At 70.8% G+C, this 19,288-nt stretch carries 21 protein-coding genes and 1 tRNA gene; 15 read left to right on the plus strand and 7 right to left on the minus strand.

Going from position 1 to position 19,288, the window contains the following annotated elements; all coding sequences use genetic code 11:
- Nucleotides 1-8 precede the first annotated feature (8 nt).
- The 10 genes from ABZ396_RS08230 to ABZ396_RS08275 all read left to right on the plus strand — a co-directional run bounded on the left by ABZ396_RS08230 (nt 9) and on the right by ABZ396_RS08275 (nt 7,119).
- Nucleotides 9-800, plus strand: a complete 792-nt coding sequence (locus ABZ396_RS08230) for a GntR family transcriptional regulator (protein ID WP_358920635.1) — start codon at nt 9-11, stop codon at nt 798-800.
- A gap of 171 nt (nt 801-971) precedes the next feature.
- Nucleotides 972-1,328: a hypothetical protein gene (locus ABZ396_RS08235; protein ID WP_358920633.1), complete on the plus strand. Its 357-nt coding sequence runs from the start codon at nt 972-974 to the stop codon at nt 1,326-1,328.
- The gene (locus ABZ396_RS08240) at nt 1,328-2,704 is read left to right on the plus strand and encodes an FtsK/SpoIIIE domain-containing protein (protein WP_358920631.1); all 1,377 of its coding nucleotides are present in this window, start codon (nt 1,328-1,330) and stop codon (nt 2,702-2,704) included. The genes ABZ396_RS08235 and ABZ396_RS08240 overlap by 1 nt, the downstream gene beginning before the upstream one ends.
- Before the next feature lie 82 nt (nt 2,705-2,786).
- Entirely contained in the window at nt 2,787-3,407 is a 621-nt protein-coding gene (locus ABZ396_RS08245; protein ID WP_358920629.1) for a DUF2637 domain-containing protein, read from the plus strand.
- A gap of 264 nt (nt 3,408-3,671) precedes the next feature.
- The gene (locus tag ABZ396_RS08250) at nt 3,672-3,863 is read left to right on the plus strand and encodes a mobile element transfer protein (RefSeq protein ID WP_351644781.1); all 192 of its coding nucleotides are present in this window, start codon (nt 3,672-3,674) and stop codon (nt 3,861-3,863) included.
- A 16-nt stretch (nt 3,864-3,879) separates the two neighbouring features.
- On the plus strand, nt 3,880-4,074 hold the full coding sequence (locus tag ABZ396_RS08255) for a hypothetical protein (RefSeq protein WP_358920627.1): 195 nt from the start codon (nt 3,880-3,882) through the stop codon (nt 4,072-4,074).
- A gap of 25 nt (nt 4,075-4,099) precedes the next feature.
- Nucleotides 4,100-4,348 (plus strand): SpdD protein, encoded by a 249-nt coding sequence (locus ABZ396_RS08260; protein WP_358920753.1) that lies wholly within the window; start codon nt 4,100-4,102, stop codon nt 4,346-4,348.
- A gap of 140 nt (nt 4,349-4,488) precedes the next feature.
- The gene (locus tag ABZ396_RS08265) at nt 4,489-5,790 is read left to right on the plus strand and encodes a replication initiator (RefSeq protein WP_358920751.1); all 1,302 of its coding nucleotides are present in this window, start codon (nt 4,489-4,491) and stop codon (nt 5,788-5,790) included.
- Nucleotides 5,783-5,965 carry a helix-turn-helix domain-containing protein gene (locus ABZ396_RS08270; protein ID WP_358920625.1) on the plus strand — a complete coding sequence of 61 codons (183 nt, stop codon included), beginning with the start codon at nt 5,783-5,785 and terminating at the stop codon, nt 5,963-5,965. Before ABZ396_RS08265 ends, ABZ396_RS08270 begins: the two co-directional genes overlap by 8 nt.
- Complete coding sequence (locus ABZ396_RS08275) at nt 5,965-7,119, plus strand: site-specific integrase (RefSeq protein ID WP_358920623.1); 1,155 nt, start codon at nt 5,965-5,967, stop codon at nt 7,117-7,119. Before ABZ396_RS08270 ends, ABZ396_RS08275 begins: the two co-directional genes overlap by 1 nt.
- A 78-nt stretch (nt 7,120-7,197) precedes the next feature.
- Here the strand turns inward: ABZ396_RS08275 and ABZ396_RS08280 are convergent.
- The 4 genes from ABZ396_RS08280 to ABZ396_RS08295 form a co-directional block, all read right to left on the minus strand.
- Nucleotides 7,198-7,273: transfer RNA gene (locus tag ABZ396_RS08280), tRNA-Arg, on the minus strand.
- Nucleotides 7,274-7,280: 7 nt separating this feature from the next.
- Nucleotides 7,281-7,502 carry a hypothetical protein gene (locus ABZ396_RS08285; protein WP_358920621.1) on the minus strand — a complete coding sequence of 74 codons (222 nt, stop codon included), beginning with the start codon at nt 7,500-7,502 and terminating at the stop codon, nt 7,281-7,283.
- Nucleotides 7,503-7,565: 63 nt separating this feature from the next.
- Nucleotides 7,566-9,143, minus strand: a complete 1,578-nt coding sequence (locus ABZ396_RS08290; protein ID WP_358920619.1) for an IclR family transcriptional regulator C-terminal domain-containing protein — start codon at nt 9,141-9,143, stop codon at nt 7,566-7,568.
- 221 nt (nt 9,144-9,364) lie between these two features.
- Complete coding sequence (locus ABZ396_RS08295) at nt 9,365-10,702, minus strand: M6 family metalloprotease domain-containing protein (protein ID WP_358920617.1); 1,338 nt, start codon at nt 10,700-10,702, stop codon at nt 9,365-9,367.
- A gap of 285 nt (nt 10,703-10,987) precedes the next feature.
- Between ABZ396_RS08295 and ABZ396_RS08300 the strand changes: the two genes are divergently transcribed.
- Entirely contained in the window at nt 10,988-11,638 is a 651-nt protein-coding gene (locus ABZ396_RS08300) for a helix-turn-helix domain-containing protein (protein ID WP_358920615.1), read from the plus strand.
- 254 nt (nt 11,639-11,892) lie between these two features.
- On the plus strand, nt 11,893-13,431 hold the full coding sequence (locus tag ABZ396_RS08305) for an MFS transporter (RefSeq protein ID WP_358920614.1): 1,539 nt from the start codon (nt 11,893-11,895) through the stop codon (nt 13,429-13,431).
- A gap of 60 nt (nt 13,432-13,491) precedes the next feature.
- On the opposite strand, the gene ABZ396_RS08310 is transcribed toward ABZ396_RS08305, so the two are convergent.
- Nucleotides 13,492-14,004 carry a MarR family transcriptional regulator gene (locus tag ABZ396_RS08310; protein WP_358920612.1) on the minus strand — a complete coding sequence of 171 codons (513 nt, stop codon included), beginning with the start codon at nt 14,002-14,004 and terminating at the stop codon, nt 13,492-13,494.
- Between the two features lie 139 nt (nt 14,005-14,143).
- Between ABZ396_RS08310 and ABZ396_RS08315 the strand changes: the two genes are divergently transcribed.
- A complete protein-coding gene (locus tag ABZ396_RS08315; protein WP_358920610.1) occupies nt 14,144-14,956 on the plus strand; it encodes a class III extradiol ring-cleavage dioxygenase in 813 nt (270 codons plus the stop codon).
- Nucleotides 14,957-15,009: 53 nt separating this feature from the next.
- Here the strand turns inward: ABZ396_RS08315 and ABZ396_RS08320 are convergent, their stop codons facing one another.
- Entirely contained in the window at nt 15,010-15,528 is a 519-nt protein-coding gene (locus ABZ396_RS08320; RefSeq protein WP_358920608.1) for an N-acetyltransferase family protein, read from the minus strand.
- Between the two features lie 247 nt (nt 15,529-15,775).
- Between ABZ396_RS08320 and ABZ396_RS08325 the strand changes: the two genes are divergently transcribed.
- Both ABZ396_RS08325 and ABZ396_RS08330 read left to right on the plus strand, forming a co-directional pair.
- Nucleotides 15,776-16,774 (plus strand): sigma-70 family RNA polymerase sigma factor, encoded by a 999-nt coding sequence (locus tag ABZ396_RS08325; RefSeq protein WP_358920606.1) that lies wholly within the window; start codon nt 15,776-15,778, stop codon nt 16,772-16,774.
- A 715-nt stretch (nt 16,775-17,489) separates the two neighbouring features.
- Nucleotides 17,490-18,170, plus strand: a complete 681-nt coding sequence (locus ABZ396_RS08330; RefSeq protein ID WP_358920749.1) for a TetR family transcriptional regulator — start codon at nt 17,490-17,492, stop codon at nt 18,168-18,170.
- 90 nt (nt 18,171-18,260) lie between these two features.
- On the opposite strand, the gene ABZ396_RS08335 is transcribed toward ABZ396_RS08330, so the two are convergent.
- Nucleotides 18,261-19,229 (minus strand): YafY family protein, encoded by a 969-nt coding sequence (locus ABZ396_RS08335; RefSeq protein WP_358920604.1) that lies wholly within the window; start codon nt 19,227-19,229, stop codon nt 18,261-18,263.
- Nucleotides 19,230-19,288: the final 59 nt, after the last annotated feature.

The following is a 19,288-nucleotide window of genomic DNA, read 5'->3' on the forward strand; positions in this document are numbered from 1 at the left end:
GTACACACGTGAGCCCTGCTCTTCCTTCGGGCCTCCTCGGTGATCTCGACCCCACGAGCGATCGTGCGGTCTTCCGGCAGATCGCCGACCAGCTGCGCGAAGCCATCGACCGTGGGCGGTTCAGAGAGGGCGAGAAGCTGCCCTCAGAGGCTGAGCTGGTCGAGCACTACGGAGTGTCCCGGATGACGGTCCGGAACTCCTTCTCCATCCTCCAGGGGGAAGGTCTCGTCCATGCCGAGCACGGCAAGGGTGTGTTCGTCCGGCCCCGGCCTCCCGTGCGGCGGCTCGCCTCCGACCGGTTCGCCCGGCGGCATCGCGAGCAGGGCAAGTCCGCGTTCATCGTGGAGGCGGACGCGGCCGGCAGTCACCCCCAGGTCGACAGCCTTGAGGTCAAGGAAGAGAAAGCCAGTCAGGACATCTCCACGCGGCTCGGGTCGGTGCGGCGCGTGCTCGCCCGGCGGCGCCGATATCTCCTCGACGGCCGGCCGGTCGAGTTCGCCACCTCCTACCTCCCTCTCGACATCGCCCGCGGCACCCAGATCGCCGAACCCAACCCCGGGCCTGGTGGCATCTACGCCCGGCTCGAAGAGCTGGGCCACCGCCTCGACCACTTCGAGGAGGAGATCCGCGCCCGGATGCCCTCGCCCGACGAGGTGAAGACGCTCCGGCTGGCTTCCGGTGTGCCGGTCATTCACCTGATCCGTACCGCCTTCGACACGGAGGGGCGGCCCGTCGAAGTCTGCGACACGGTCATGGCGGCGGACGCCTACGTCCTGTCGTACCAGCTTCCGGCGACCTGATCGTCACAGTTTGCGGTGGTCCGCGGGCACAGCTCTCCGAACTCGTACACCCCGACACACATACTCGTATAGACGAGTGGGCAAGTTGTGTGGCAGGGTGATCGTCGTGAGCCCGAGAGATCGGGTTCGCAGATCGCTACATGTATAGACGAGTAGATAGGAGTGTGTGCCTTGCGCACCATCCGTGTTGAGACCTCCGCCGCCACGATCCTCCTCACCGAGGCTCCTGAGCCCAAGGTCCGCGACCGCCAGACCGGCGAGATCGCCAAGGACGCCACGAGCGGTGAGGCGCTGATGACCATCGGCGTCGTCTACATCGAGGACGGGGAGTCCTCCCTGATCAAGGTCACCGTGCCGGAGGGCGGTGTCTCCGAGGGGCTGAACCTCGGTGCGCCGGTCTCGCTCCCCGGGCTCGTCGCCCGGCCGTGGGAGTCCGTGTTCAACGGGCAGCAGCGCCACGGCATCGCCTACCGGGCCGCCGCCGTCACTCCGGCTGCGTTCCCGGCCGCCATGGGGGCCACCGCCTGATGACCGACCTGACAACGCTCCTGGAGGTGGGTGGTCCTGTAGCCGCGCTCGGCGGCGGGGCCGCCTACACCCGGGCCAAGCATCCGGCGGCCTACTGGTCCGCAGTCGGCGGCCCGATATCCACGGTCCGCCTGCTCAGCTCGTACGGCTCCGTCATGGAAGCCTGCGGCCTGACCGTCGCGCCCTCCCGGCTGCGCATTCTCGCCGTCAAGGCCACCACCCGGCGGGAGGTCCGGGCGGTCCCGCCCCGCCGGGGCATCATCCGTCCCACCTCGACCGGTCTGCGGCTTCGCCTCCGGCTCGCACCAGGGCAGGAACCCGCTGACGTCGCCGCCTCGGCCGAACGGCTGCGGCATGCCTGGGGAGTGCACGCCGTCTACGTCACCACAGTCAAGCCCGGCGTAGTCGAACTGCGGCTCGTTGGCTACGACGTCCTGCGACGGGTACGCATGCCTCGCAAGGTCGACACCGGGTTACTCAAGGTCCCGGTCGCCCTGCGGGAGGACGCCACTCCATTCGTACGCGACTACCGAACCGTTCCTCACCAACTCACCCTCGGCGCCACGCTGTCGGGTAAGTCCATGTATCTCCGGCACCTCATTGCCGGACTCGCCTCTCAGCCCGTCGCCCTCGTCGGTATCGACTGCAAGCGGGGCGTGGAACTGGCGCCGTTCGCAGCCCGGCTCTCGGCACTCGCCACCGACCCGGACGAAGCCGCCGAACTCCTGCCCGTCCTCGTCAGGGAAATGGAGGACCGCTACGACCTGATCAAGGAAAGGCAGGGCATCGCGCCCGGCACCCCGGACGAGGAGATCACCTCCGACATCTGGGGCCTGCCCGACCACCAACGTCCCGTACCCGTCGTGCTGTTCGTAGACGAGGTGGCCGAACTCTTCCTCACCGCCACCCGCAAGGACGAGGAACGCCGGGACGAGATGGTCACCCAGCTCATCCGCCTCGCCCAGCTCGGCCGCGCCGCCGGCATCTACCTGGAAGTCTGCGGCCAGCGCTTCGGCGCCGAACTCGGCAAGGGTGCCACCATGCTCCGCGCCCAGCTGACCGGCCGCGTGTGCCACCGAGTCAACGACGAAGCCTCCGCCAAGATGGCCCTCGGCGACATCGCTCCCGAAGCGGTCCTCGCCGCATGCTCCATCGCTCCTGAGATGCCGGGTCTCGCCGTCGCGGGCGACACCTCGGGCGGCTGGTCCCGTATCCGCACCCCGTACCTCTCCCTCGGCGACGCTGCCGAAATCTGCCGCGACTCCGCGCACCTGGTCCCCGACCTGCCCGCGTCCAAGCCCTTCCGCCCCGACGTCGCCGTACGACCGGTCGAGGCCCCGGCTCCGCACATCAAGCCGCGCCCGGTGACCAACTGACGTACCCCACACCCCGGTTGGCGTGACCGCCTCGCGCCACGTCCCTACCCCTCCCATGCCTGAACCCGGAAGGAGCCGCAACATGCGCGCCCACCTGGCCCGCGTCGACGCGGTGCTCGTCCAGGCGCTCATCGCCGCCGCGCTGTCCTTCGCCCACCTGCACGACATCGCCTCGGCGGCCGGACAAGGCGGGTGGAAAGCGTGGGCCTACCCGATCAGCGTCGACCTGCTGCTCGTCGCCTCCTGGCGTCGACTGCGCTCCGGCAACGCGAAGGGTGCCGCATGGTGCTGGTTCGTCATCGCCCTCGCCGCATCCCTCGGCGCCAACGTCGCCACTGCCGGACTGCTCGACATGCACCACGTGCCGGCCTGGCTGCGCATCCTCGTCGCGGGCTGGCCCGCGGTCGCCTTTCTCGGCGGAACGCTCCTCGCCCACTCGGCCTCGACGGCGACAGACGCCGACGTCGAGGTCATCAAGGACCAGGAGGACGCACCCAAACCTGCCCCCGAGCCACCCGCCCCGGCCACCGAGGCCACACCTGTCCGCCCCACCGTCCCCGTCCCGGCCGCCCTGGTCGACCACGCCCGCAAGGTCGCCGCCGAACACCACACCCGCACCGGAACCCCGATCGACACCCCAACCCTCCGCGCACGGCTCGGTGTGCCGGCGCCGATGGCGGAAGCCGTCGCCGCGCAGCTGTGAAGGCGGATTTCAGCGGGAGGCGTTATCGCTTCCGCCGCACTCGCTGAATTCCCGCGGTGGCCAACAGGAGCAGCACCGAAAAGCAGCACATGGTGCTCACAGTGGCCCAGGATTCGCCCACCCACCACCGTCCCGCAGCGGACGCGAGCCCAAGTATCAATGCGATCCCGCCGAAGGCGATCAGCCCCCGTGTTCCTCGTGACATGCCGCTTGTCTACACGCCCTCGCGCTCCTCAGGCGAGCGAACAACGAAAGGAGATCCACATGACCGCCAACCGCCGCTTCCGCAGCGTCACCCGCATCGGCCCCGTACAGGTCGGCACCGCCTACGACGATCGGGGCCGCGAGAAGCACACCGCCGCCTGCACCGCCCCGCGCTGCGGTTTCTCCGCCGACTACGACAGCCGCGCCGCCGCCGAACTCGCCGCCCGCACCCACCGCTGCCCCGTCCGCTGAAGGGACCCCGAAAACCGTGACCGTCAGTCTGCCGCTCGTTGTCGTACTCGGCTTCTTCGCCTGGGGTGCCGTCAAGTTCCTCGGCGTCCGCACCTGGATCGTCGTCCTGATCGCCCTCTTCGGCTTCTGGCTCTCCCACACCTTCATGGCCCCCGCCATCGAGTCCGGTACGCGTTCCGGCGTGGACGTCATAAGCGGCTCACATGACTAGACGAGTAGATAAGGAGAAGCTCGCCGTGTTCCTGCCCAAGTACCCGGACAGCCCCACCCCGCCACCCGCGCACACTCACACCCCGACCGACCTGGCCCCCGCCCGGCGCTCCGCGCTCCCGGCCGTCTCCGTCAGTACCGGCGTCGTCGTCGCCGTGCTCACCGGCGGTGTGGTCCTCACCGCGCTCCTGGCCGCCGTCGCCGTGTCGGCCATCTCCGTGGCCATCGCCGCCGTGGTCCTGCGCTCCCTGCTGCGCGAACACAACCGCCGCTGAACCTGCCCGACCCCTGGGGCGGCCACGACACCGCCAAGCATCCGGCCGCCCCGGGGCCCATCGCTCCTGACCGATCCAGTCAGAAGGAGACAGCCATCTTCACCCGCACCACCGCGCCCCCGCTCCCGGACCTCGTCAAGCTGGCCCAGCACGGCACCCTGCCGGGCATCGTCCAACAGCTCTCCGGCCTCGGCGGCTGCACCAACCCGATCCGCCTCGACGGCCACCGCACCGAGTACGACGTCGACACCACGACCGGCGAGATCGGCCGTGTTCTCCAGCACCTCGACTCGACCGACCTGCCCGCCGGCCAACTCCTCGTCCGTTGCAACAACCGCCGCACCACCCGCTGTGCGGCCTGCGCCGAGGTCTACCGCCGCGACACCTTCCACCTGATCACCGCCGGACTCCGTGGCGGCAAGGGCACCCCGGAAGAGGTCGCCGCCCACCCCCGCGTCTTCGCCACCTTCACCGCCCCCGGCTTCGGCCCCGTCCACAACCGCCGCACCGACAACCGCCCCTGCCGCTGCGGCACCCACCACGACCAGGACGACGACGCCCTTGGCACCCCGCTCGATCCCGACACCTACGACTACGACGCGGCCGTGCTCTGGAACGCCCACGCTGGCGCCCTCTGGCGGCGCTTCTCGATCTATCTCCGCCGGGAGGTCGCCAAGCGCGCGGGCCTCTCCCAGCGCCGCCTCCGCGACCACGCCCGCGTCTCCTTCGCCAAGGTCGCCGAATACCAAAAGCGCGGCGCCGTCCACTTCCACGCGGTCATCCGCCTCGACGGCCCGCACGGCGGCGACACCCTGCCCCCGGCCTGGGCCACCGCCGAACTCCTCACCGACGCCATCCGCGCCGCTGCCACCAAGGCCCGCGTAGATGGCCCAACCCTCGACGGCCGCACCCACATCTTCACCTTCGGCCGCCAACTCGACGTCCGCACGATTCGCTCCGCTGACTTCAACGACGGCCAGGAGCTGACCGAACGAGCCGTCGCCGCCTACATCGCCAAGTACGCCACCAAGGGCGCCGAGACAGCAACGGGGGCCCTCGACCGCCCGCTGAAGTTCGCCGCCGAACTCGCCCAGCTCGACATCAGCGACCACGCCCGCCAACTCATCCGAACCGCCTGGACCCTCGGCGCCCGCAAGGACCTCGAACACCTACGCCTGCGCGCCTGGGCCCACATGCTCGGCTTCCGCGGCCACTTCTCCACCAAGTCCCGCCGCTACTCCACCACCCTTGGCGCCCTCCGCGACGCCCGCGCCGAATGGCGCCGAGCACAAGCGGCACCAGCCACCGACGCGCGGCCGGACACGACGTACGTCCTTGCGCACTGGGTCTTCGCAGGCACCGGCCTCAGTGCTGCCGAGACCTGGCTTACCGCATCCCTCGATCCCGCCCCCGGAACGGAAGGAGAGCCCACGCATGGCTGACGAAGAGCTGCTGACGGTCCCGGACGTCATGGCCCGGCTCAAGCTCGGCCGCTCCACGGTCTACGACCTGATCCGCTCCCGGCGTCTGCCCTCGCTCACCATCGGCCGGTGCCGCCGCATCCCGGCGCGAGCCGTCCGGGACTACATCGCCAACGAAATGCAGGCGGCGGCCTGATGGCCCAGCAACGCAAGCGCAACCCGAACGGCGCCGGCACCATCACCAAGCGCAAGGACGGCCGTTTTCAGTGCGCGGTCTACGTCCTCCAGCCGGACGGCACCCGCGCTCGCAAGTTCGCCTACGGCAAGACGTGGGCCGAGTGCGACGCCAAGCGCCGCGAGCTGCTCGACAAGGTGGACCAAGGCGTGCCCGTGCCCACCAAGTCGGCCAAGCTCTCCGAGTGGCTGCCGTACTGGCTGGACAACGTCATCAAGCCCCGACGGAAGCTCAGCACCTTCGACAAGTACGAGGCACACGTCCGGCTCTACCTGGTGCCTCTCCTGGGTGCCAAGCGCCTCGAATCCCTCGGCGTCGCTGACGTCCGCCGCTTCCTCGTCCGCCTGGAGAAGGAGGCCACCGCCGCAACCGCCAAGGAAGCGCACCGAGTTCTGCGCTCGGCTCTGTCCTCCGCCTGCCGGGAGGAACTCATCACCCGCAACGTCGCCAAGCTCGTAGAGCCGCCCCGCACGGACACGCCCGAGTTGCACCCCTGGACCCTGGACGAGACGCTCGACTTCCTCGCCGCCTCGCGCAAAGACCCGCTCTACGCGGCCTTCGTGCTGGCCATCGCCATGGGTCTCCGGCGGGGAGAGATCGTCGGCCTTCGCTGGTCGGACGTCGATCTCGACAACCGCGTCCTCTACGTCCGCCACCAGGTCCAGCGCCGCCGTGGCGTCCTCTATGACGACGACCCCAAGAGCCGCCGCCGTCGAGCCGTCCCACTGCCCGCCCTCTGCATCGCGCCCCTGCGCTGGCACCGCATGCGGCAAGCATCCGCCCGGACCAAGGCGGGGGAGAGGTGGCAGGACTCGGACTACGTCTTCGCCACCCGCACCGGCCGCCCGGTCGAGCCGCGCAACCTCTATCGCTCCTTCACCCGAGTCGCCCAGTCCGCCGGCATCCGCGTCATCCGGCTGCACGACGCCCGCCACGGCACCGCCACCCTCCTCACGGCGGCCGGTGCCGCGCCCCGCGTCGTGATGGAGATCCTCGGGCACTCCCAGATCAGCATCACCATGGACGTCTACACCCACGTCGTCCAGGACACCCAGCGCGAAGCCATGAGCCACATGGACCGGCTGCTCAGGAAGAGGCGCCCCGGTCGTCGGTGATCGCCCGCGACCACCCGCGTTGATGTCAAAAGTAGATGTCAAAGGCCCCGGACCATGATCGGTCCGGGGCCTTTTGCCTGGTGCCCCCGGCAGGATTCGAACCTGCGACACCCGCTTTAGGAGAGCGGTGCTCTATCCCCTGAGCTACGAAGGCGGAGCCATCACAGCGTACCGGATGCCCCCATGGGGGATGGACGGGTTGCCGGGGAGCGATCGGCCGGTTGGGGGGTCAGATGCAGCGCGGCCGCCACCGAGATGACCGCGCCCCGCCGGTCCAGCTCCATCAGGACCCGCAGCTTGCGCAGGTCCGGTTCACTGCCGTATGGCCGGGACGTCGCGGCCCGCTTGCGCATGCCCATGCCCGTGCCGAGGTCCCTGCTCATGCCCACGCCTGGCGCACATCGGCTTCTGCATCACTGTTCCGCCGTCAGCACGCACACCACTGTTCAGGCCATCGCGACCGTCGTGAAGCGGGACACGATCCGCAGGTCGTCCTGGATGTGGGCCGCTGTGGCGCGGAGTTCGGGGAGAACCTCCGTCACGCATTCCTCCAGGGTGCGGCGGGCCGCGTGGGTGGCCACGTTCACGGCGGCTACCGGGCGGCCCGCGCGGTCGCGTACCGGCACCGCGATCGAGCGCAGGCCCGACTCCAACTCCTCGTCCGCCAGGGCGTATCCCCGTTCCGCGTCCAGCTCCAGCAGCACCCGGCCCAGGGCGGTGCGGCGGGCCGGCAGACGGGTGCCCACCGTGATGTCCACGGTCAGGACCCGGCTCGCGGATGCCACCGCGATGTACTGGATCTCCGCCCGATCGGTCCCCGGGACCAGTACCGCCAGCGCCGTCGGCTCCTGCAGCCGGTCTGCGAGGGCGCGGAGGTGGGGGGCGGCCAGGCGGGCCGGCGTGGTGCGGGAGAGAGGCGGACAGCCCAGCGACAGCACCCGGGGCGTGAGAGTGAACAGACGGTCCCGCGCGGCCACCAGACCCAGGTACTCATACGTGATCAGGGCCCGCCGGGCCGTCGCCCTCGCCAGGCCCGTCGCCCTGGCCACGTCCGTCAGCGTCAGCGCGGAGCGGCCCTCGCCGAAGGCCGTGATGACCGTCAGGCCCCGGGCCAGGGACTCCACGAAGTCGCGGCCCAGTTCGTGCTTGGAGGCCGTGGTCCAGGTGGCGAGGCCGGAGGGGGGCGGGCCGGGTTCCGCGGGCCGGGCCTCGCGCAGCTCCGTCTCCATCGCCGTCACCGCCGTACGGAGGCGGGGGAGCAGCGTCTCGCGCAGGTCCGCCGCCGTGTGACGGCTCGTGTGGCTGACCACGCTGGCCACGCATGCCACCCGGCCGGTGTCCGGGTCGCGGACGGGGACGGACAACGCGACCAGGCCCGGTTCGATCAGCTGGTCGTCCAGGGCCCAGCCGTCGTGGCGGGCCCGCTGCGCCCGCGCCTCGAAGTCGGCCGTACCACCGGGGCTCCTCGGCGGTACGGCCGGGAAGCCCGCGTCCGTCGGATCCGCCGCGCGCCGGGTCCGCCACCCGGCCCACTCCTCCTCCGTCCACTCGGCCGCGAACAGCGGGCCGGGCGCGGTGCGTTCGGCCGGCAGCAGGTCGCCGATGCGGAAGCTGACGGACATCGCGCGGCGGCGGGTGGCCTGGTGGATGAAACGGATGCCGTCCCGGTCGGCGACCGCGAGCGAGACCGACTCGTCGAGTTCGTCGGCGAGCGCGTCGGCGTGCGCGTCGAGGAGGGCGGGCAGCCGGAGGGCGGCCAGGTAGGCGTTGCCGAGTTCCATCACGCGGGGGGCGAGCACCGCGTCCCGGCCGGCCTGGCGGACGTATCCCATGCGGGCGAGGGTCGCGGTGATCCGGTCGACCGTGGAACGAGCCAGGCCGGTACGGCGTTCCAGCGCGCTCGCGCTCAGCGTCCCGCCCGCCTCGGTCAGCGCCTCCAGCACCGCCACGCCCCGGATCAGTGGGGCCACCGCCTCGGCGGGCGGCTGGCCCGGTGTGCTGGCGCAGGGCAGGGGGGCGGTCATCGAGTCTCCGGTACGGCGGTATCCGTGGTCTTCTCCGGTACGGCGGTTTGCGTGGTCTCCGTGACGGCGGGCTCTCCGGTACGGCGATCAGTGCAGGCCCCGATCAGGGCACGCATACCGTAAACCGTGGCCGACCCCGTCCGACCGCCATCCGACCCCGTCCGACCGCCATCCGCCCCCGTCCGCCCCCGTCCGATCCCGTCCGGCCCCGCCTGAAGCGCCTACCCCCGAGTCACCCGCACCCGGTAGTCCCCCGCCGCGTCCACCCCCGACACCCGCACCTCGATCCCGTGCCGTGGGTCCTTGAAGGTTTCGCCGGGGCCGAACGGGGCGTCGGAGAGTTCCGCCTGGACGTTGGGGCTGCGGGTGCAGCCGCCGGTGTCGCCGTGGGCGTCGTACACCTTGATCGGTCCGCGGCCGGTGTCGATGTTCGCGTCGACCTTGTAGATGAGGACGCCGCCCCGGCACACCTCCTCGTCGTTGCCGCCCTTGGTCCGCACCTCCAGGGCGTAGCCGGTGCGGGCGTCGACGGGGACGAAGACCAGCTTGTGGCCGCCGGCGCGGGAGAGCGGGGTCAGTGTGTAGTCGGCGCTGCCGTGGGCCGCCGCGCAGCTCACCTGGTCGGCGTCGAGCCAGCCCAGCTTCCACTTGTGCCAGGCGAGGAGGTCGTTGTCGGCGCCCCAGTCCTCGCTCATGATGTCCCAGTGGCCGACCGCGCCCCCGCCCTCCTGGGTGTAGAGGTCGGGCAGGCCGAATACATGGCCGTTCTCGTGGGGGAGGACCCGGTAGCCGGTCTGGGGGTAGGAGCCGGAGCCGTCGTCCTGGCGGGAGTAGACGAAGGAGGCGTTGGCGACCGGGGCCCCGTCGGCGACCGGGGCGTCGGAGTTGCCGGCGAAGGTCACCGACAGCACGGTGTCCAGGGCGGAGGGGCCGGCGTTGGGGGTGACCAGCACGTTCAGGAGGTCGTACGACCGGAAGTCCACGTCCGGGTCGGCTGCGGCCACGATGTCCTGGACCAGTTGCCGGTAGCCGGGGTCGAACGGGGCGCCGCGCTCTATGCCGTACGCCGCGAACGGCTTGGGCATCCGCAGCCAGTGGTCGATGGGCGCGGCCGGCCGGTAGTCGAGCTTGCCGTAGGAGGCGGTGCGGAACCAGTCCTGGGTCTGCGGGAAGAACTCGTGGTAGCGGTCGAGCGCGCTGCCCTGGCCGGGCGCGTCGGAGAAGTCGACCATCAGGGTCAGGGCGTGCACGGTGCCGGTGGAGCGGGAGTAGCCGCCCGGGGTGGGGACGCCCTCGGTCATCTGGACCTCGTGGCCGCCCCTGATCAGGCAGGGGCCGTAGGCCGAGGAACGGGCCAGCGCGATGGGGCCGGCGCCGGCCGGCGTGGGTGCCGCCGTGAGGTGTCCGGTGCCCGCCGAGGTGCCGACCGCGAGGATCAGCACGGTCACGGCGGCGAGGGAGACCGCACGGCGGCGGCCTATCGCGCGGGTGGGGGGCGGGCAAGGGGGCGGTGGGGTGCGACGGTCCGCGGATATCGGGCGGCTGGGCTGCGGCTGCATGCACGGACCTTTCGCGCCACGGCAGCCGCCGGTTTCCGGCTGCACCCTTTCGATCACCCTGTGTCGACGGGGCGACGGGCGCGCGCTGGAGAGGCCGATCGTGGGATTCCCCAGGCCAGAGGATGTGACTCAGGTCACATAGAATGAGGAGAAGGTGTGGAAATAACCGGGGAGCCTTTCCCCGTTTAGACGTGTGTCCGCGCGAAACGGGGAGCGGATCCCCAGATCGTGGAAGCCCAGAGCGTCACCCAGACCACCAGACCACCACCAGACCAGGAGTGCGCCGTGCAGACCGCGACCGCTACCCCCACCGTGCGCAAGGCACTCCGGCCTCGCGCCGACGCCCTGCGCAACCGGGAGCGGATCGTCACCGCCGCCCGCGAGATGTTCACCGAGTACGGCCCCGATGTGCCGCTCGACGAGATCGCCCGCCGGGCCGGCGTCGGCAACGCCACGGTGTACCGCAACTTCCCCGACCGCGACGCACTCGTCCGTGAGGTCGTCTGCTCCGTGATGGACCGGACGTCGGAAGCGGCCGAGTTGGCGCTCGCGGAGAGCGGGGACGCCTTCGAGGCGCTGGAGCGGTTCGTGCACGCCTCCGCCGACGAGCGGGTCAGCGCGCTGTGCCCGATGGTCTCCAGCACCTTCGACAAGAACCATCCCGACCTGGAGGCGGCGCGTGAGCGGTGCGAGCAGCTCATCGGGCAGCTCATGGACCGCGCCAAGGCGGCCGGACAGCTCCGTCCGGACGTGGGCGTCGGCGATGTCATGATCGCCGCGGCCCAGCTCAGCCGGCCTCCGGCCGGCACCGGCTGCCTGGTCAACGACCGCTTCGTCCACCGTCATCTGCAGCTGTTCCTGGACGGACTGCGGGCCCCGGCCCGCTCCGCCCTGCCGGGCACGGCCGTGACCATGGAGGACCTCCGCCAGGCCTGAACGACCGAGAGCGACCGCACCGTCCCACAGGGGCCGATCAGTTTCGGACCGAGTACCGGTCCCTGATGCAGCGCGCCCCTTGAACCGCACCGACCACCGTCCGCGCGACCACCGACTGCGCCGACTGCGCCCGGCGACCGACTGCGCTTCACCGATCGGGCTCGATCACCGTCTGCGCTTCACCGATCCCTTTTTCCGTCACGAACCTCCGGCTTTCCGTCATGAATTCACGAAGTCACGAAGTGGGTACCCCCATGTCTGAAACAGCCGCAAAGGCTCCCGGCGCACCGGCACGGTCCGGTGATGCCAACCGCTGGAAAGCGCTCATCTTCATCGCGCTCGCCCAGCTGATGGTCGTCCTCGACGCCACCATCGTGAACATCGCGCTGCCCTCCGCCCAGACCGACCTGGGCATCTCCGACGGCAACCGGCAGTGGGTCGTCACGGCCTACGCCCTCGCCTTCGGCGGTCTGCTCCTCTTCGGCGGCCGGATAGCCGACCTGTGGGGCCGCAAGCGGGCCTTCGTCATAGGCCTGACCGGCTTCGCCGCCGCCTCCGCGCTCGGCGGTGCGGCGACCAGCGGCGCGATGATGTTCGGCGCCCGCGCCCTCCAGGGCGCCTTCGGCGCCATGCTCGCCCCGGCCGCGCTCTCCCTGCTCGCCGTGATGTTCACGGACGCCAAGGAGCGCGCCAAGGCCTTCGGTATCTACGGCGCGATCGCCGGTGGCGGCGGCGCCGTCGGCTTCATCCTCGGCGGTGTGCTCACCGAGTACCTGGACTGGCGCTGGACGTTCTTCGTGAACATCCCGTTCGCGATCGTCGCCGCGCTCGGCGCGTACTTCGTCATCCGCGAGCCGGAGGGCGGCCGCAACCGCAACCCGCTCGACATCCCCGGTGTGCTCCTGTCCACCCTCGGCCTGGTCTCCCTGGTGTACGGCTTCACCCGCGCCGAGTCCAACGGCTGGAGCGACGCCACGACCATCGGCCTGTTCGTCGCCTCCGTGGTGCTGCTGCTCGCGTTCGTGGTCACCGAGACCCGGGTCAAGGCCCCGCTGCTGCCGCTGCGCGTGATCACCGACCGCAACCGCGGCGGCATCTACCTCTCCCTCGGCATCGCCGTCATCGCGATGTTCGGCACCTTCCTCTTCCTGACCTACTACCTCCAGGTCGTGAAGGGCTTCTCGCCGATCAAGACCGGCTTCGCCTTCCTGCCGATGATCGTCGGCATGATGGTCGGCTCGACCCAGATCGGCACCCGCCTGATGACCCGCCTGCCGGCCCGTCTGCTGATGGGTCCCGGCTTCGTGGTCGCCGCGGTGGGCATGCTGCTGATGACCCAGCTGGAGATCGGCTCGTCGTACGCCTCGACGATCCTGCCGGCGATGCTGCTGCTCGGTCTCGGCATGGGTACGGCGTTCATGCCGGCCATGTCCCTGGCCACGCTCGGCGTCGAGCCCCGGGACGCCGGTGTCGCCTCCGCGATGGTCAACACCTCGCAGCAGGTGGGCGGCGCGATCGGCACCGCCCTGCTGAACACGATCGCCGCGTCCGCGACGACGGCGTACATCAAGGACCACATCGCCACCGCGACCTCCAGGTCGCAGCAGCAGCTGGTCCAGCTTCAGGGTCAGGTGCACGGCTACACCAACGCGATCTGGTTCGCCGTCGGCATGCTGGTGCTGGCCGCGGCGATCGTGGTGACCCTGGTCACCGCCGGCACGCCGAGCACCTCCCCGGTGGCCTCCGGGGACGGCGCGGAGGACGAGCTGGCGGTCCCGGTGGTCGCCCACTGAGCCTCTGAGCGACCCCACCGGCCGAAACGGGTACCCGCACGCGGGCCTGTCCCGGGCTCCTCAGCGGAGCCAGGGCAGGTCCGCGCCCGCATCGCTCGGCTGCAGGCCCTCGGCGACGATCTGCATGATCTCGCCGAGGGTCTGCTGCTGTTCGGGGGTCAGCCGCTCGAACAGCGCCTGCCGTACGGCGGCCACATGACCCGGCGCGGTGCGGCGCAGCACCTCGGCGCCCTCGTCGGTCAGGACGGCGAACTGGCCACGCTTGTCGGAGGGACAGTCCTCCCGGCGCACCCAGCCGCTCTTCTCCAGGCGGGCGATGGCGTGCGAGAGCCGGGACCGGGTGATCTTCGCCTTCATGGCCAGCTCGGTCATCCGCAGCCGCCGCCCGGGCGCCTCGGCGAGCGTGACGAGCAGGCCGTAGTAGATGTGCGGCATCCCCGCGTCCCGCTGGAGCTGACGGTCCAGATGGTCCTCCAGCAGGGTCGTGGCGTGCAGGTACGCGCGCCAGACGTGCTGTTCGTCCTCGCTGAGCCAGCGGTGCCGGGCGATGGCGGATGTGGATGCCGTATTCATGCATCCCACTGTACGAGGCCTCTCCTTGAATGTTAAACAAGTGGGGTGTACGGTGTTTCCCGGAAAGCTTGAGACTTAAAACGTAAGTGGACGTATGCGGGCCGAGGGGAAGTCCCCGTCCGTGGAGGGAGCCGCCGTCATGACCGCAGCCGCTCAGGAGCGACCCGCCCCTTCTCAGGAACGCATGCCCGCCCTCTATCTGAGCCACGGCGCCCCGCCGCTCGCCGACGACCCGGTCTGGCCCGGGGAACTGGCCGCCTGGAGCGCCGGTCTGCCCCGCCCCAAGGCGATCCTGATGGTCTCCGCCCACTGGGAGGAGGCCCCCCTCGCCCTCGGTGCCGTGCGGACCGTCCCCCTCGTCTACGACTTCTGGGGCTTCCCCGAGCACTACTACAAGGTCCGGTACGCGGCCCCCGGCGCGCCCGGGCTCGCCGAGTCCGTGCGCAAGCTGCTGCACGCCCCCGGCACCCCCGTGCAGGACATCCCGGACCGCGGACTCGACCACGGCGCCTACGTACCGCTGGTGGAGATGTTCCCGGCCGCGGACATCCCCGTACTCCAGATTTCCATGCCCACCCTCGACCCGGTCCGCCTGATGGAGATCGGCCGCCGGCTCGCCCCGCTGCGCGACGAAGGCGTGCTGATCGTCGGCTCCGGCTTCTTCACCCACAACCTGGCCGCCCTGCGCCACACCGGGGCTGGGGTGCCGTCCTGGTCCTCGGAGTTCGACGACTGGGGACACCGGGCCCTGGAGAGACGCGACTGGGACGCCCTGCTGGACTTCCTGGACAAGGCCCCGGCCGGCCGCTACGCCCATCCGCGCACCGAGCACTTCGCCCCGCTCTTCGTCACCATGGGCGCCGCGGAGGCGGGCGGCGAGCTGGACGCACAGAAGTCGGTGATCGACGGGTTCTGGATGGGCATGGCCAAGCGGTCGGTGCAGTTCGGCTGAGCTGACCGCTTCTGCCGGCGCTTCCCCGGAGCGGACGTTCTGCCCGCACTTCCCTAGAGCGGACGCTCGTACCAGGCCACGTCCCAGTAGCGGCCGAACTTGCGGCCCACCTCGCGGTACGTGCCGACGTAGCGGAACCCGAAGCGCTGGTGCAGCCGGGTGGACGCCTCGTTCGGCTGCGCGATGCCCGCGTACGCGCGGTGCAGGTCCTCGGCCGCGAGCGCCTCGAAGAGCGCCTTGTAGAGCAGCGTGCCGACACCGCGCCGGCCGGCGTCCGGGGCGACGTAGACCGTGGTCTCCACCGAGGTCCGGTAGGCGGGTTTCGCTCGGTAAGAGCTGGATGTGGCGTACCCGAGAATCTCCTGAGAGTCCGCTGACGTGGCAACCATCAGCCGGTACGGGCCGTCTTCCGGATGGGAGAGCAGCCACGGACGGCGCTCTTCCGGCGTGAAGGCCACCGTGTCGAACGTGATGGGCGTCTCACGTACGTAGTGGTTGTAGAGCTCTGTGAGGGCTTCGAGGTCCCCCTCGACTCCCGGTCTGACCTGCACCTCTGTACGTTCCGACGACAACACGCCCCCTCGGTAGGCCGCACAGGGTACTGCATGATCAGAAAAATCGGGGGGCGGCATGGGAATTCTGTCCGGATTCCAGTCGTTGTTTCCTTCGGATGCAGGGCACCCGAGGAGGCGTCGGGAGTTCCAGGAGTGGACTTCCGCGGCGCCGCCGGCCGAGTGCCGAGCATGCACCGGAAGACCGAGCAGAACCGGATAACCGGATAGGACCACCCGCCCGCCCACCATCGCAAGGGAGCACCGCATGGCAACCCGTGCCGTCGCCCGTCGTAAGTCCGCCACCGGCGAGACGGCCGACTCGGCAAGCAGTGTTCGCGCCCATGCCGGCGAGATCGCCGACCGGGATCTGGTCGGCATGTATCTCGACGAGATCGCGCGCACACCGCTGCTCGACGCCGCCAAGGAAGTCGAGCTGTCCCAGACCATTGAGGCGGGTGTGTTCGCGCGGCAGGTCCTCGACGGCGAGGAGGAGTCCGCGTCGGACGCCACCCGTGAAGAGCTGGAGGCGCTCGTCGCCGCCGGCGAGCGGGCGAAGGACGTCTTCATCCGCTCCAACCTCCGCCTGGTCGTGGCTGTCGCCCGACGCTACCCGCGCAGCGGCCTGCCCCTGCTGGACCTGGTCCAGGAGGGCAACGCCGGCCTGGTGCGCGCCGTCGAGAAGTTCGACTACCGCAAGGGCTTCAAGTTCTCCACGTACGCCACCTGGTGGATTCGCCAGGCGATCACCCGTTCCATCGCCGACCAGTCCCGGACCATCCGGCTCCCCGTCCACCTGGTGGAGGAGCTGGGCCGGATCCGCCGTGTCCAGCGCGAGTTCAACCGGGAGCACGGCCGCGACCCGGAGCCCGCCGAGATCGCCACCGAGCTCGGCTCCAACCCGGAGCGCGTCATCGACGTCCTCGACTGGGCCCGTGACCCGGTCTCCCTGAACATGTCGGTGGACGACGAGGGCGAGACCCAGTTCGGCGACCTGCTGGAGGACACCTCGGCGGTCAGCCCCGAGCAGTCCGTCATGACCCTGCTGCGCAGCGAGGAACTGGATGACCTGATCGGCCGCCTGGACCAGCGCACGGCCTCCATCATCAAGATGCGCTACGGCATCGAGGACGGCCGCGAGCGCACGCTGACCGAGGTCGGCAAGGAGCACGGACTGACCCGCGAGCGCATCCGTCAGATCGAGAAGCACGCGCTGCTGGAGCTGAAGAAGCTGGCCCGCAGCACGGGGTTCGAGCCGGCGGCGTAAGGGCGTTGTGAGCAGGTCCGTACGCGTGGGGCTCCCGCGTCCGCGGGGGCTCGCGCGCCTGGGGGCGCGCGCGTGGCTCCGCTCACGCCCAGCGCGTGCGCCGGGTGGCGAAAGACGGCGCAAAACATGGCGCGGTACCGCCGCTTCAGGGCCCAGCGTGTAGGGAACAACCAATCCGGGCCGGGGAGTTGAGAGTCCTGGCCGGGGCAGTCGGTTCGGGCGAGCCGGCTTCGGAGAGTCGGCATCGGTGAACTTGTGCCCGGTCGGTTCCCCGCGGCGGCCCGCGCCGACCTTCAACGACATACGACAAACCCTCAGTGAGCCACGTCCCGACGCACCATCCCCCCGGCGCCGGGACTTCCCCAGAGCCGGGCTTCGGCGCCTACCCCCCCCGGGCGCCGGAGCCCGGCTCCATTACTTGGCGATGCTCGGCTCGGCTACTTGGCAACGCCCGGCTCGGCATTGCTTGCATTGCTCGGCGATCGCTCGGCATCGCTCGGGCATCGCCCGGCTCGTTTGCCGGGCTCTGGCTCTCCCCGACATGCTGGAACGGTGGCTCACCCCGTACCTGAACCACGGGGTGAACCACCGGATGGCAGATTCTGCCACAGAGGCATAGCCTGCCGAAGTGAGCACCCCCAGCACCGCCGGCAACACCCCCCGGCAGGATCCTTCCGGTGTCTCCCTGACGGAGCGGCGCAAGGCGGAGACCCGGATGGAGATCGCCCGCGCGGCCGCGGGCCTCTTCGTACGGCAGGGCCTGCGGGCCACCCGCGCCGAGGACATCGCACAGGCCGCGGGCATCGCCCCCCGCACGTTCTACCGCTACTTCGCCACGAAGGAGGAAGCGGTCGCCCCGCTCTACGCGGCGGGCGCCCAGCGCTGGGCAGAGGCCGTACGGGCGGCCCCGGCGGCCCTCTCGGTCCCTGAGGCCCTCGAACACGCCGTCCACCACACCCTGAGCCCCGGCGTGGGTGTCTCCGCGGCGTCCTGGGAATGGGTCCGCACGCTGATCCGCCTCGCCGGCACCAGCCCGGCCCTGCGCAAGGTGTGGGCGGAGGTCTGCCAGTCCTCGGAGGACCTCCTGATGACGATCCTGGCGGAGCGCACCGCACGCGGCAGCGCATCCGGCATCACACCCGACACCGCAACCGACACCGCACCCGGCATCACACCCGACACCGCACGGGGCATCACACCCGACACCGCACCCGACAACGTCGCCCCCACCCCCCACCTCCGCTTCGCCTCGGCGGTGGCCAGCGCGGCGGTCCGAGTGGCGGTGGAGTCCTGGGCCGCGGGCACGGCGTCCCCGTCGGGTGCGGAGGGACCGGCGGCGCTGGCGCTGCGGAACTTGGGGGATCTGCGGGGGTTCGCCTGGGGGGAGCAGGCGTAGGCGTAGTCGGCACGGGTGCTCAACCTGGCCGCGGGCAGTCGTGCCCTCCTCGGTGCCTCAATGGCCTGGCAGGTGCCCCCGCCCACCCACTCAGGCACCGCCACCAGCCCGAACCAGCCGGCCCCCCAACTCCCGTACGCACTCCACGAGTTCCGGGGGCTCCCGCACCAGGAACTCACACCCCGCCATCACCAACCGCACCGCCAGCCAGTCCATCGGATCCCCGGTAGTCCCCCGCACCACGCACCATCCGCCCCCTTCGTCCAGCGGCGCCCCCAGCCACCGCGGCACCCTAGCGCCCACCTCCTCCACCGTCCCGGCGAACGCGACCACGAACTCGTAGCTCTCCTGCTGCCGTTGGATCGACCGCCGCAGATATTCCGCCGCACTCCCCGTCGGCATCTCCCGCGGAGCGAACCTCGCCCCGGTCGCGAACGGCTCGCTCACCCGGTCGACCCGGAACGTCCGCCAGTCGTCGCGATCGAGGTCGTACGCCACGAGGTACCACCGCCGCCCGGTCGACACCAGCCGGTACGGCTCGGCCTGCCGCCGCGTCTGGCTTCCGTCCGCCGCCCGGTAGGCGAAGCGCAACCGCTCCCGCCCCGCCACCGCCGACGCCATCACGGTCAGCGTCTCCGGCGCGATACTCGCCCCGTCCCCACTGGTCAGCGGCGTGGTCGCGGCCTGAAGCGTGGTCACCCGGTGCCGTAGCCGGGTCGGCAGCACCTGCTCCAGCTTCGCCAGCGCTCGCACGGAGGCCTCGTCCACCCCCTCCACGGCATGCCCCGCCCCGGCCCGCAGCCCGACCGCGATGGCCACCGCCTCCTCGTCGTCGAGGAGCAGCGGCGGCATCGCCTTCCCGGCGACCAGCCGGTACCCGCCGTCGGCCCCCTTGCTGGCCTCCACGGGATACCCCAGCTCCCGCAGCCGGTCGATGTCCCGCCGCACGGTGCGCCGGGACACCCCGAGCCGACCGGCCAGCTCACCACCGGGCCACTCACGGGGCGTCTGGAGAAGGGAGAGAAGCTGCAGAAGCCGAGCCGGAGTATCCGTTGTCATGCGTCCGAGCATGCCAGCCGACTAGGACGGGATCTGGCCTAATGTGCCCCTAGCTTGCC

It is taken from the genome of Streptomyces sp. NPDC005866 (genome assembly GCF_040629895.1).
Classification (GTDB): domain Bacteria; phylum Actinomycetota; class Actinomycetes; order Streptomycetales; family Streptomycetaceae; genus Streptomyces.